The organism is Candidatus Limimorpha sp. (assembly GCF_056203535.1).
The window spans coordinates 1-12,327 of the sequence record NZ_JBADWU010000111.1 but is presented as its reverse complement, the minus strand read 5'-3'; the positions used below and the strand labels follow the sequence as shown (position 1 = coordinate 12,327).

General features: G+C 43.9%; 11 protein-coding genes and 1 pseudogene. 7 read left to right on the top strand and 5 right to left on the bottom strand.

Annotated elements, in window-relative coordinates; translation table 11 throughout:
- Positions 1 to 513: 513 nt before the first annotated feature.
- From AC06MN_RS14015 to AC06MN_RS14000, 4 genes and pseudogenes are all read right to left on the bottom strand, one after another.
- Positions 514 to 726, bottom strand: a pseudogene (locus AC06MN_RS14015) (transposase); the annotation flags it as partial.
- 103 nt (positions 727 to 829) lie between these two features.
- Complete coding sequence (locus AC06MN_RS14010; protein ID WP_475672995.1) at positions 830 to 1,027, bottom strand: hypothetical protein; 198 nt, start codon at positions 1,025 to 1,027, stop codon at positions 830 to 832.
- A gap of 81 nt (positions 1,028 to 1,108) precedes the next feature.
- Entirely contained in the window at positions 1,109 to 1,696 is a 588-nt protein-coding gene (locus AC06MN_RS14005; RefSeq protein WP_475672994.1) for an RNA polymerase sigma factor, read from the bottom strand.
- A 391-nt stretch (positions 1,697 to 2,087) separates the two neighbouring features.
- Positions 2,088 to 2,576 carry a DUF4293 family protein gene (locus tag AC06MN_RS14000; protein ID WP_475672993.1) on the bottom strand — a complete coding sequence of 163 codons (489 nt, stop codon included), beginning with the start codon at positions 2,574 to 2,576 and terminating at the stop codon, positions 2,088 to 2,090.
- 189 nt (positions 2,577 to 2,765) lie between these two features.
- Here AC06MN_RS14000 and rho point away from each other — a divergent pair, with 189 nt between their 5' ends.
- From rho to AC06MN_RS13965, 7 genes are all read left to right on the top strand, one after another.
- Positions 2,766 to 4,694, top strand: a complete 1,929-nt coding sequence (gene rho / locus AC06MN_RS13995; RefSeq protein ID WP_475672992.1) for a transcription termination factor Rho — start codon at positions 2,766 to 2,768, stop codon at positions 4,692 to 4,694.
- A gap of 40 nt (positions 4,695 to 4,734) precedes the next feature.
- Positions 4,735 to 5,760: a DNA cytosine methyltransferase gene (locus tag AC06MN_RS13990; RefSeq protein ID WP_475672991.1), complete on the top strand. Its 1,026-nt coding sequence runs from the start codon at positions 4,735 to 4,737 to the stop codon at positions 5,758 to 5,760.
- Complete coding sequence (locus tag AC06MN_RS13985) at positions 5,750 to 6,745, top strand: BsuBI/PstI family type II restriction endonuclease (RefSeq protein ID WP_475672990.1); 996 nt, start codon at positions 5,750 to 5,752, stop codon at positions 6,743 to 6,745. Before AC06MN_RS13990 ends, AC06MN_RS13985 begins: the two co-directional genes overlap by 11 nt.
- Before the next feature lie 101 nt (positions 6,746 to 6,846).
- On the top strand, positions 6,847 to 9,183 hold the full coding sequence (locus AC06MN_RS13980; protein WP_475672989.1) for an MMPL family transporter: 2,337 nt from the start codon (positions 6,847 to 6,849) through the stop codon (positions 9,181 to 9,183).
- 24 nt (positions 9,184 to 9,207) lie between these two features.
- Positions 9,208 to 9,786 (top strand): LolA family protein, encoded by a 579-nt coding sequence (locus AC06MN_RS13975; protein ID WP_475672988.1) that lies wholly within the window; start codon positions 9,208 to 9,210, stop codon positions 9,784 to 9,786.
- Between the two features lie 15 nt (positions 9,787 to 9,801).
- A complete protein-coding gene (locus AC06MN_RS13970; protein WP_475672987.1) occupies positions 9,802 to 10,425 on the top strand; it encodes a LolA family protein in 624 nt (207 codons plus the stop codon).
- A 320-nt stretch (positions 10,426 to 10,745) separates the two neighbouring features.
- Positions 10,746 to 11,690: an Rpn family recombination-promoting nuclease/putative transposase gene (locus AC06MN_RS13965; protein WP_475672986.1), complete on the top strand. Its 945-nt coding sequence runs from the start codon at positions 10,746 to 10,748 to the stop codon at positions 11,688 to 11,690.
- 154 nt (positions 11,691 to 11,844) lie between these two features.
- Here AC06MN_RS13965 and AC06MN_RS13960 read toward each other — a convergent pair whose 3' ends face one another.
- Complete coding sequence (locus AC06MN_RS13960) at positions 11,845 to 12,162, bottom strand: transposase (protein ID WP_475672985.1); 318 nt, start codon at positions 12,160 to 12,162, stop codon at positions 11,845 to 11,847.
- Between the last annotated feature and the right edge of the window lie 165 nt (positions 12,163 to 12,327).

Here is a 12,327-nt window from a genome sequence, read left to right as displayed (position 1 = left end):
AATCGTCAAAAACAACATGTCAATGAGTGGATAAACGAACGCTATCGACAGCCAAAGTCCTCTGAGGAGCGACTGATTCCGAAAGATTGACTCTTGTGGAACGGCTTCCACTCGAATTTATGAATTAATAGAACATACCTATATTGAATAGGGTCCTTTTGATAAGTGATATTGGCAAGACTGTCGAAAGTTCTCGGCTTGGAGATAATTCTTTCCTGAACATCATCATCCATAATGGTTATTTGTGCATTTAACAAACAAGAATAAATGCATAATAAGCATGTGTACAATAATTTTTTCATGAGATTTTTATTTTATCTATATCAATCGTGCAAAAGTACACATTTTTTTTGGTGAAACAATAATAGACCAAGAAAAGAAAATGTTTTGCCACAAATCACTGCCACAGCGGTTCCTGCCGCCAGCCTTTCTGGAAACATATAGTAACGGCATTTTCTATTGATTAAAACAGCTGGTTTTCAATATAATACAACGCAAATTCAATATAATCAATCAAAAGATAGTCAATTGGTTATCGGAATAGGTTTCAATTGAGATAGAGGGCTTCTTAGGGAAGAAGCAGTATGCAGCGATGGCGGCCACGGCGTTGACAATGAAGTTGCTGAACGAGCGGTGTCTCGAATGTTCAAGCTGCGCGATGTTCTTCAGTTCGTCGTTGACCTACTCAATGACCGCCCTTTTGCGAAGCAGTATCTTGTCGGAAATTTAACTTCGTTGAATGCAAAGCATTTCTTCGGCAAAGCCGAATTCCTAAACACGAAAAAAGCCGTCATAAGACGGCTCATTTTCATTACAAACTTACTCAGTTTTAATTGTTTAGGATTTCCATTTTACCCATCAGCCGTGTCTCGACCGATTCGTATGCAGCGGCATATCCGAAGATGAAATTCAGCGTCTTGCTGCTTGGATTTTGTCTTTTGCTTTCGGCTTGGAAAACTTCGCGGATTCCGCCTACCAAAGCATCGTTGTAAGTAAGTTCAAGGTTGCGCGTAGAGTTATTTGTCATAGGCATTGTTTAGGTTATACATGCCTTATAAACGCAACTCGTCAACGCATATTGTATGAAATTCAATAATTTTTCAAAAAATCAGTAAGCCAACGACATCTGGTTGGTTTCCACCATCTTGCGGAGATTGATCAAGGCATAGCGCATACGGCCCAAAGCGGTGTTGATGCTCACGTTGGTGATGTCGGCGATTTCCTTGAAACTCATATCGTCATAGATGCGCATACGCAACACTTCGCGTTGTTCAACGGGCAGATACTCAATCATTTTGCGCAGGTCGCTATGGATTTGGTCGTCAATCATGCTCTGTTCCACCGATGGGTCGGAAATCGGCGCATTGTCGAGGAAATTGTAGTCTTCGCTCGACGATTCCACCGTCGGGATGCGGTTTTCCTTGCGAAAATAGTCGATGACCAGATTGTGCGAGATGCGCATGGCAAACTGCATGAATTTGCCTTCGTCCTTATACACGCCGGCCTTAATCGTGCGGATGATTTTCACGAAAGTGTCTTGGAAAACATCATCGGCTAACTGCCTGTCTTTCACAAGCGTCATGATGTAAGAATAAACCTGTGCCTGATAACGGCTAACCAACAATTCAAAACTTGCGAGATCTCCATTTCTGTAATTCTCGACAAGTTCTCTATCGCTTTTAATAACTTCGGACATACGGCCCCCTATTTTTATGCACTCAGTGCTTGTTTATAAAGGGTAAATATCTGTCGATAGCGTTTCTGTTTAGTTAGTAATGAAATTTGCTGCAAATATAGGGCTTAATTTTCAAATGTCAAGCGAATTGATGATTTTTTTCTTTTGCAGCAGCGATTTCAACCACTATTTTTTTCTTCTGTCAAATTGACTTTTTCCAATTTCAATAGTCTCTGCATTTAATGCAAGTAAAACGTCCATACCAGTTTTTCAAGACAATGAATTTCTGTTGATTCCATTGCTACGAAATAAGTTTTTTTCCATCAATGAGGCAAGGAAAAACAGCTGTTTTCAACAGCAAAAAAAGCCGACGCAAAGCATCGGCTTTTTTGATATCAAAAACAGAATTGCATCAACGGATTCTATCCATCGAGCGCACCTTTTTAATGTCTTTTTTCAAACTGCCTGCGCCAAGCATGACTAACAGCAAAGCCAAAAGCGGAAGGAATACGCCAACCTTAAATCTAGGTTCGGCAAGAATTGGTTTGCCAACGGCCCTGATGTAATAAGCGTAAACCACTGCAATCCAAGCCACGACAACAACAATATCGACAAGGGCTATGCTGTGAAGTTTTTGGAACTGAGCCATTTTCACTGCTTTCACAAGGCTGATGGAAAGGTAAGCGCCTAACAAGACGGCAGTCACCGTGAGAATCAAAACCGGAAGCGCAAACATCTTTCCGAATGGAATTGCACCGTCGGGCATCAGCGATTCAACGCCAAAAACATTGAAACGCAAGATGTTGAGCTCTCCAAAGTATTCAGCCAAAGGAATAAAAAACAATACGGCAAAAAGCAATGCCGATAAGAAAAACATAATGGATTGTGTTCTTTGTGACATGATTAAAACGTTTTAAATTTGGTGCAAAAATACAAAAATCAATAAAAAAATTGTCCTTTAAATAAAAATGTATATTTTTGCACCGCTTTTAGGACGGGATCTTGTAAGAATCCGTCCTTCAATTAAAAGAATTCCGAATCATTTAATTTCTTGATTTACTTTCCGATAGGAAACAATGAATCCCAATCTATGTATACCATTTACGAATTAAACGAAAAGTCATTGGACGACCTGAAGATGATTGCCATCGAAATGGGTATTGATGACGAAAAGAAAGACAAAAGTCAGCTGGTTTACGACATTCTTGACGGACAGGCCTCACACCCCGACATTAAGAAACCGAGTGCAAAGCCAAAGAAACAAGAGCCTGAGAAACAGAAATCTGCGCCGAAACCAAAAGAGCAAAAGAATGAAGAGAAAGCAGAAACTCAGGAAGAAAAGCCAGCTGAAACACAGGAACAACCACCACAGCAACAAAAGCGCAACAAGCGTCCGCGCATCTCCCACAACGGCAATGCTGAACAGCCGGAAAAGGCTTTTTCCACCCGTCCTTTGGAGCCAGAAAAATTGCAGGAAAAGAAAAATATTGTCGCTCCCGCCGAAGAAAAGCCTCAAGTTGTTGACGAAGATGTTATTAACAACACATCGGATATGATGAATGAAAATCCTGAAGCAAAATCCGAAAAGAAAAAATTCAACAAAAACGATAAATTCAAGCAGAAGAAAAAGCAGCAGGCAGAAACCGTAAACGCCGTTGTTGACGAAGACGCCATAGTGCTCGAACAGGAAGAAACACCTGAAAAACAGGATTTTGAAACTATCGATACGACAGAAACTTCCGAAGCAATTGAAACACCCGAAACATCAGAAGCCGTTGAGACGCCAGAGTCTGTTGAAGCATCGGAAACCGCAGAAAAACAGGAAGAAAAACAAACAGAAAAAGCCGAAAAGCCAGTTGAAAAGCCTGAAAAGAACCAACGTGACGAACTGTTGAGTCAATTCGACGGTGTAGTGCAGGCTGAAGGCGTGTTGGAAATCATGCCTGAAGGTTTCGGTTTCCTGCGTTCGTCGGATTACAACTACCTGCCTTCACCTGACGACATTTACGTCTCGCAATCGCAAATCAAGCTGTTCGGCTTGAAAACGGGCGACACCGTGCTGGGTTCAATCCGTCCTCCGAAAAGCGGTGAAAAGTTCTTCCCACTGATTAAGGTGGATTACATCAACGGCAGAAGACCTGAAGAAGTCCGCGACCGCATATCTTTCGACTACCTGACGCCTTTGTTCCCAAATGAAAAATTCAAGATCACGGGACATAAAGGTGCCACCATTTCGACCCGTATCATGGATATGTTTGCGCCTATCGGCAAAGGCCAGCGTGGTCTGATTGTGGCACAACCGAAGACGGGTAAAACCGTGTTGCTGAAGGAAGTGGCCAACGCCATTGCCGCCAACCACCCAGAGGTTTACCTTATCATATTATTGATTGACGAGCGTCCTGAAGAAGTCACCGACATGCAACGCAGCGTGAATGCCGAAGTCATCGCCTCGACCTTCGACGAGCCGGCATCGAAACATGTTCAGATTGCCAACATCGTCCTCGAAAAAGCCAAGCGTTTGACCGAATGTGGTCACGATGTGGTCATTCTTTTAGACTCCATCACCCGTCTGGCACGCGCCTACAACACCGTCTCCCCTGCTTCCGGCAAGGTGCTTTCAGGTGGTGTCGAAGCCAACGCCTTGCAAAAGCCAAAGCGTTTCTTCGGTGCAGCGCGTAAGATTGAAAACGGCGGCTCACTGACCATTTTAGCCACCGCCTTGATTGACACCGGCTCCAAGATGGATGAAGTCATCTTCGAGGAGTTCAAGGGGACGGGCAACATGGAGCTGCAACTCGACCGTCGTCTGTCGAACAAGCGTATTTTCCCATCTATCGACATTGTGGCATCAGGCACACGCCGCGACGACCTTCTGGTCGACGAAACCACATTGGCACGTGTCTGGGCATTGCGTACGCATTTCGCCGACATGACTCCTGTCGAAGCCATGGAATTCCTCAAGGATCGTGTCGCCAAGACCATCAACAACGAAGAATTTCTGATGAGTTTGGACAAATAAGGATTGTTTTGCGTAAAAGACAGCATTTTCGAAACATGCAATGACAGATTTCAGCCAATATATCAACAATCTATTGGTTCCTAACATCAAAGAACAAGCCGTCGTATTGGATTTATTTGCCGGTTGCGGTGGCTTGTCTCTTGGATTTGAAGCTGTTGGATTCCGAACTATTGGTTATGAAATGGTCGAAACAGCGGTTGAGACCTACAATAAGAATCTGAAAGGAACATGCCACAACCAGTTTTTGACCGTTGGATTCGAGTATCCCGAAGCAGAAAACATCGACATCGTTATCGGTGGACCACCTTGCCAACCATTCAGCCGATTCGGCAACCAAATGGGTATTGAAGATTCACGCGATGGTTTTCCCGTTTTCATTGATGCTGTCCGTCGGTTACAGCCAAAAGTCTTTCTGTTTGAAAATGTCGCTAATATTTTAGGCAGACACAAATGGTATCTTGACTTGATAGTTCGTGAACTCCAAAAACTTGGTTACATTGTTGAGTATCGCATTCTTAATGCTGTTAATTACGGAGTACCTCAAAACAGGGAAAGACTGATTTGCATTGGTCATAGGGCTTCATTCAGATTTCCCATGATTGAAAACAGGAAAAACACCGTTGCTGATGCCATTGGAGACACGATGTATTGCCCTGAACCAGAAAGTAAAATCCTTACGCCGAGACAAGACGAATACATCGCTGTTTACGAAAAAAAATCACATTGCATTAATCCAAGGGACTTATATCCCGACAGACCGGCACGAACCATAACTTGCAGAAATTTGGCTGGCGCAACAAGCGACATGCAAAGAGTCAGATTAAAAGATGGCCGCAGAAGAAGAATAACCGACCGAGAAGCCGCCAGATTACAAAGTTTCCCTGACTGGTTTGAATTTGCCGGTAACGAGACAAACAAATACAATCAAATTGGTAATGCCGTTCCTCCATTACTTGCTTATAAACTTGCCAAACAAGTTCAAATCACCTACCATTCAGAGCAAAAGGATTCGGCGGAAATCATTAATAATTTAGTTCCTGATAGTTTATTCGAATATGCAGATTAAAGTCATACCATCAACGCCAAAGAAAATTGAACGTTTGGTTTTCAATCTATTAGACATTTTTAATACCATCGGCATTCCCGTTGAAGGAACGAATCGCAAACTTGAAAGAATGGCTAAAGCATGTTTGGCTGTAGGTCAAATTAAGCAAACATTTAAAGAAGCCGTATCATCTAATGAAGGCTTGTTTTCACGTTCAAGAGACATTATAGCTTTTGAAAATCAATACTATGGTGAAAACATAGCCGATTCTTCATACGATGACATCCGCCGTCAGGATTTGAAACTACTTGTTGAAGCTGGCATAGTCATTAATTCAGCGTCGCAAGAGGAACAAGCGACCAACAATCCATCAAAAGGTTATGCTTTAAGTCCGGCATTCAAGGAATTACTTCGCAATTACGGCACGTCAAAATGGAATTCTGCTTTAGAACAATTTGCAACTGAAACGACCTCATTAAAAGAGGAATTGGAACGAAGAAGAAACCTTATCAAAGTTCCCGTAACACTTCCCAATGGAGAAACCATTTACTTGTCATTTGGAGAACACAACAAATTACAGAAAAACATCGTTGAAGTATTCTTACCTTTATTTGGTTTTGGAGCAGAAGTACTATACATTGGTGACACATCGGATAAGTTTCTGTATGTCAACAGGAAAGCATTAGAAAAGCTGAACTTCTTCCCATTAGAGCATGAAGAATTACCTGATGTAATAGCCTATAGCAATGAGAAAAACCTATTATTTCTCATCGAAGCATTTCATTCAACGGGAGAATGGAGTGAGGTCAGGGTCAGAAAAATCAAAAGAAAACTTGAAGAATCACATTGCACGGCACAAATCGTATTTTTCACAGCATTTGAAAACCGGACAAGTTTCAAACAAAAAGCGAAAGACATTGCCTGGGAAACAGAAGTTTGGATTGCAGAAAGTCCAGAACATTTGATACATTTCAATGGCTATAAATTCCTTGAAATTCATCAATAGAACATTCATCTTGCCTTCATTTACGACATACTTAATTTTTGTATGCCTAAATTCCGTATTTTTGCACGCTTTTACAGCACCTTATAAATAACTACGACTAAATGAATCGCTTTTTTATCGCCATCTATCGTTTCTTCAAAGACCACAAATCCTTGATGTGGACGATTTTAGTTGGCACGACCATAATTTTCGGCTTTTTGGCCACACGCATAGAATTTGAAGAAAACCTCATTCAATTGTTTCCCTCGACCGACAAGATGCGCGAAGCGGAACTCGCTTTCAGCAACATGAAAGTCAAGGACAAAGTTTTTGTCGAGTTTCAAGCTCGCGAAGGCTACGAGGTCAGCCCCGAAGAATTGGCCGAAGCCTCCGATGCCTACATCGACAGCCTGATGGCTCACGACCCGAATCATTGCATCACCAGCTGCCTTTGGAAAATCGACGACGACATGCTGATGAACGCCTTGGATTTCGTCACCAACCAGGCCGCCACTTTCGTCACGCCCGAAATGTACCCGATACTTGAAAAATGGATTGCAGACGGCTGTCCGGAGGAAGTGCCCGAAGAAGCCGCCAGCCTGCTTTCCGATTCATCGACAGGTTATGCCATGATTGACGGCCATCTGTTTTCGCCCGATTCAACCATTGCGGTTGCATATATCAATCCGTCATTCAACGCATTAGACACGAAAGTCACAGGGCAGCTCGTTTCATTGATGAGAGAAGAACGCGAAGCCTTTCATGCCAGCCATCCTGAAATCGAAATCCTTTTCCACGGCTCGGCGGTCGGTGGCACCGACAATTCAAACATCATCAAGCGCGACCTAATTGTTACCATCGGACTTTCGCTGATTGTCATTTGCTTTGTCATCTGCCTGTGTTTCAAGAACCGTTCCACCCTGCTTCTGCTTCTCGCACCAGTCGTCTACGGCGCACTTTTCGCCATGGCGGCGATTTATGTTCTGAAAGGCAGCATGTCGTTCATGGCCATCGGCATGGCAACCATAGTACTTGGCGTTGCCATGAGCTATGTGCTTCACGTCCTGACTCATTACAAATACGTTTCCGACCCTGAACAAGTCATCAGCGAACAGGCTCGCCCCGTGTGTTTGGGTTCACTTACCACGATTGGCGCTTTTGTCAGCCTGATGTTCACAACCAGCGAATTACTGAGCGACTTTGGCTTGTTCGCCTCTTTTGCGCTTGTCGGAACAACACTTTTCGCACTCATCTTTTTGCCTCATTTCTTTCATCCTGAGCAAAACCGCAAATCGAAACGGGCTTTTGAACTTGCCGACCGCATCAATGCCTATCCTTTAGATAGAAAATACTGGCTGATCGGACTGTTGGTCATCATTATCATTGTCACTACAATCACTTCAAGAAACGTGAAATTCGATACCGATTTGAACCATATCGGTTACACGCGCCCAAACGTGGTGAGGTCGCAACAACTTTATTGCAACAAAATCAACGGCGGACAATTCAGCATGTTTTATGCCGGTTCGGGTGAGACTTTGGACGATGCCATTCTGACGGCAAGAAAAGTAGCTGCAAAACTCGACAGCCTGAAAGAAATCGGCTTAATCAACAGCCGTGGCACGATGCAGGAACTGCTCATTCCGCTTGACGAACAGCAGGAAAACATCGACCGCTGGCAGGAATATTGGGCCGAACACAGCTTGCCGGAAAATGCTCCTTCCCTGGCTCAAGTGCTTGTCGAAGCTGATTATGAGCCAATCTCGTTGCCCGAATCGGAAGCCTTGCCCGAAGAATTTCAAAGCAATTTTGTAGAACAGACCGCCGACGGTCATTGGATGGTGTTTGTTTCCGCCCTGATGAATGAAGAAAAAGATGCCATGCCGGTGAACGATGCCATTGCTGAAATTCCCAACGCCATTGTCATTGACCCTTATTATTATACGGGCGACATGCTTGAAATCGTACATTCCGATTTCCAAAAAGTGCTGCTGATTTCATCACTGTTCGTCCTTATCGTACTGATTTTCTCCTATTTGGATATTTTCATCGCCTTGCTGACCTTTATGCCCATGTTTCTCAGCTGGTATGTGGTGCAGGGCATGATGGCCATTTTGGGCATCGATTTCAACATCCTGAATATCGTCATTTCATCGTTCATCTTTGGCATAGGTGTCGATTACAGCATTTTCGTCATGGACGGCCTCATCGACAGGGAACGCGGCGGCAACGACAAACTTTTAATCTGCCACAAAACCGCCATTCTGTTCTCGGCTTTCGTGCTGCTGACCGTGGTGGTTTCACTGCTTTTCTCCAACCATCCCGCCATCTATTCCATCGGTACGACGACCATCATCGGCATGGTTGCAACCTTGCTGATAACCCATACTTTAGAGCCACTCCTGTTCCGTCTTTTGATGAAAAGCAAGTGGATGCACAACCGAATTGCAAAACATTAAAACTGATTCAAAAATAGCTGAAAAATGAAAAAAGGAAACATCTTTACCCTTATCGTCATCATCGCGATTTCATCATTGACATTGAATGCCAACGCGCAAAATTCAGATGCTTTGCTCGACAGAATCGAACAGGCAAACGACCAAGTTCAAAGCCGCTCGGGTGATTTTTGTGAAATTCGCCAATGGACTGGCAACACGCCCCAAACACTTGAAGGAAAAATTCAATACAATTCAGACTCCAATCTTACAATGAATTACGCCGATTCGACCGAATATTTTTCCATTTCCGGCAACACAATGTCACTGAAACGCAACGGAAAGGACAAAAAGTTCGACTTGAACAAAAACAAGCCCATGAGAACCTTGAGCCAACTGCTTTTGTCGTCATTCAATGGTGAACTCCGCAGCTTGGCCACAGCGGTCAGTTCCACCCTCAGCGTGGAAGAAACGAAAGAAGCCGTGATTGCCACACTGAAAGCTCAGAAAAAAGCGGTGAAAGGTTATTCAAAAGTTGTCCTTGAATACGACTCAAAGACTTTACAACTCTTCAACATGGTTTTGGAAGAATTCGACGGTTCCGTTACCACCTACACGATAAAATAGCACATATTACTGAAAATGAAAAGGATAACACTCATACTTCTTTGCTTGATTTCGCTCTCGGCTTGGGCGCAGGACGAAATTGATTCCGTTGCCCTAAGACAAAAATGGCTGCTCGACACCATTGCCTTCACCAACAGGCAGATTAAAACCACCGAAGGACAAATTTCGGAAGTCCAGCAACTGCATTCAGGGAAAATCAAGAAGTGCAGCGGGAATGTTTACTATTCAGTTCCAAACCTGTTATCCATGCATTTCACCAACAACGATAAAATCATATTGTCGGGAGACAAAATCTATTTCGACCACGGCATGTTTCACGGCACTTACAGCAACCGCCACAAACTGATGAGAGGAATCAAAAGCATCTTATTGTACGCCTTTCAAGGAAAATGCCAGCAGTTGGCCGACGAATGCGATTTCAACCTCTCCGTCAAGGAAGAGAAAAACGAGTATGTCGTCACCCTGATTTCAAAAAAGAAAGTGTTGCTGGGCTTCAATCACATTGTCTTGCACTATTCCACAAATTTCAAACTCAAGAAATTTGAATACACGGCTTCCAACGGCGACCATTCCATTTACAATCTGACCAATTTGAAATACGATCAAAAGATAAATCAGGGCGTATTCAAGTTTGAGTGAGTGCTCCTTAAGTAGGTGGTCAAAATCAAACAATATAAATTGTTTATCAATAGAGATTAATTACTGGCAGAAACGCAAAATTCCCGTCTGTAGAATCCAATTAGTATAAATGTCAAAATATTCTAAGTAACGCTAAAAAATAAGTTGTAACACATTTCAACGTTTACCATTGCTTTCCTGTAAAACGGAAAGCAGTTATTATCGTTACAGGTTATTTTTTAATTCTCACTAAAAATCTAAGCGTCAAAAAAATCCGTTTTTCCCAAATTTTCTTTTTGCTATTCAAAATTATCATTATTTTTGCACCCAAATAATTCATTATGAACGGCTGCGACAAATACATACGCTTCGATTGGGCGGCTAAGAAAATCCTCCGCGACAAGGCGAACTTCAGCATACTCGAAGGGCTGATAACGGTTCTCCTCAACGACGAGACGAAAATAGTGGAGATTTTGGAAAGCGAAAGCAATCAGGATTCGGCTGACGACAAGTTCAACCGTGTCGACATCAAGGCGAAGAACAGCAAGGGCGAAATCATCCTCGTCGAGATACAGCAGACGCGCGAGGTGTATTATCTGGAACGTATCCTTTATGGAGTTGCCAATGCCATCACCGAGCACATCCACAAGGGCGACAAGTACGACCAGGTGAAGAAAGTGTACTCCATCAGCATCCTGTATTTCGACCTTGGCAAGGGTGAAGACTACATCTACCGTGGCCAGACCGTTTTCCACGGCCTTACGAAGCACGACACGCTCCAAATCACGGAAAGGGAAAAGGACGGGTTGAACATGAAAGCGCCAGAAGATGTGTTCCCTGAGTATTACCTCATCCGTGTCAAGTCATTCGACAAGATTGCCGAGAACCATTTGGAGGAATGGATTAAATATTTGAAAGATGGCGACATCGACGAAAACACCACAGCCCCGGGACTTCGCGAAGCGAAACGCAAATTGGAATACCTTTCAATGACTGAAAAGGAACGCAAAGCCTACGACCGCCACATCGACAACATCATGATTCAGAACGACATGTTTGACACTGCAACGAAAGAAGGACTTGCCCAAGGAGTCGCCATAGGACGTGCCGAGGGCCGTGAGGAAGGTTTAGCAGAAGGCCGTGAGAAAGGTTTAGCGGAAGGCCGTGAGGAAGGTGAAAAGGCAGGAGTCATTAAAACAGCAATAAGTCTGAAAGCTTTAGGCGTGCCTACGGCCACCATCATGCAAGCCACAGGACTAACAGCAGAAGACATTGACAACCTGTAATTTTCCTCTTGATTTTTCCGATTTTTTGACTATAAGTACCTATTCAGAATTAAAGGGCAAAATGAGAGTGCTTGATGAATAGCGAGGTTCCGACGGCAGCCAAAGCGCTGTTGGCGGCATAGAAGAGCGAGTCGGCGGACTCGTAGTCCTGCGGTCAGATCCATTTGCCCTTGAACATGCGCCAAAGCGTCTCCGCGATGTTGAGCTGCGGCGAGTACGGAGGGAGATAGAACAGGAAAAGGTTCCTTTTCTCCCAGACAGGCCGCATCTCCCTGATGATTTTGCTGCGGTGTATGCTGGCGTTGTCGAGCACGATGACGGTCTTCTTCGGCCTGTGCCGCATGGACAGCCTGTCGAGGAAGTCCGCCAGCTTGGCGGAGTTTATGCTCTCCCTCGACGTGAAGCCTTCGTAGCGGTTGTCCCTGGCGGTCATCCCGAATATGTTGAGGCGGTCACCTTTCTGCGAAGGCACGCTGACGTCCTCTCTGGGGAACTGTGTCTTACCCTGAAAAAGGTTGACTCAAAAAGACAAGAGTCAAGGATGTATCAGTTACACACAGAGAAACAGCAAAAGTACTTCAAGGAAGTCATCCGCCTCCACTATGAAGAGGGATACGGAGAAAACCGGATTGCCAGG

Excerpts from the sequence above, each read along its gene's own strand:
- AC06MN_RS13990 (WP_475672991.1), top strand. The coding sequence starts at position 4,735 with ATGACAGATTTCAGCCAATATATCAACAATCTATTGGTTCCTAACATC.
- AC06MN_RS13970 (WP_475672987.1), top strand. The coding sequence starts at position 9,802 with ATGAAAAGGATAACACTCATACTTCTTTGCTTGATTTCGCTCTCGGCT.
- rho (WP_475672992.1), top strand. The coding sequence starts at position 2,766 with ATGTATACCATTTACGAATTAAACGAAAAGTCATTGGACGACCTGAAG.
- AC06MN_RS14000 (WP_475672993.1), bottom strand. The coding sequence starts at position 2,576 with ATGTCACAAAGAACACAATCCATTATGTTTTTCTTATCGGCATTGCTT.
- AC06MN_RS14010 (WP_475672995.1), bottom strand. The coding sequence starts at position 1,027 with ATGACAAATAACTCTACGCGCAACCTTGAACTTACTTACAACGATGCT.
- AC06MN_RS13965 (WP_475672986.1), top strand. The coding sequence starts at position 10,746 with ATGAACGGCTGCGACAAATACATACGCTTCGATTGGGCGGCTAAGAAA.
- AC06MN_RS14005 (WP_475672994.1), bottom strand. The coding sequence starts at position 1,696 with ATGTCCGAAGTTATTAAAAGCGATAGAGAACTTGTCGAGAATTACAGA.
- AC06MN_RS13975 (WP_475672988.1), top strand. The coding sequence starts at position 9,208 with ATGAAAAAAGGAAACATCTTTACCCTTATCGTCATCATCGCGATTTCA.
- AC06MN_RS13985 (WP_475672990.1), top strand. The coding sequence starts at position 5,750 with ATGCAGATTAAAGTCATACCATCAACGCCAAAGAAAATTGAACGTTTG.
- AC06MN_RS13980 (WP_475672989.1), top strand. The coding sequence starts at position 6,847 with ATGAATCGCTTTTTTATCGCCATCTATCGTTTCTTCAAAGACCACAAA.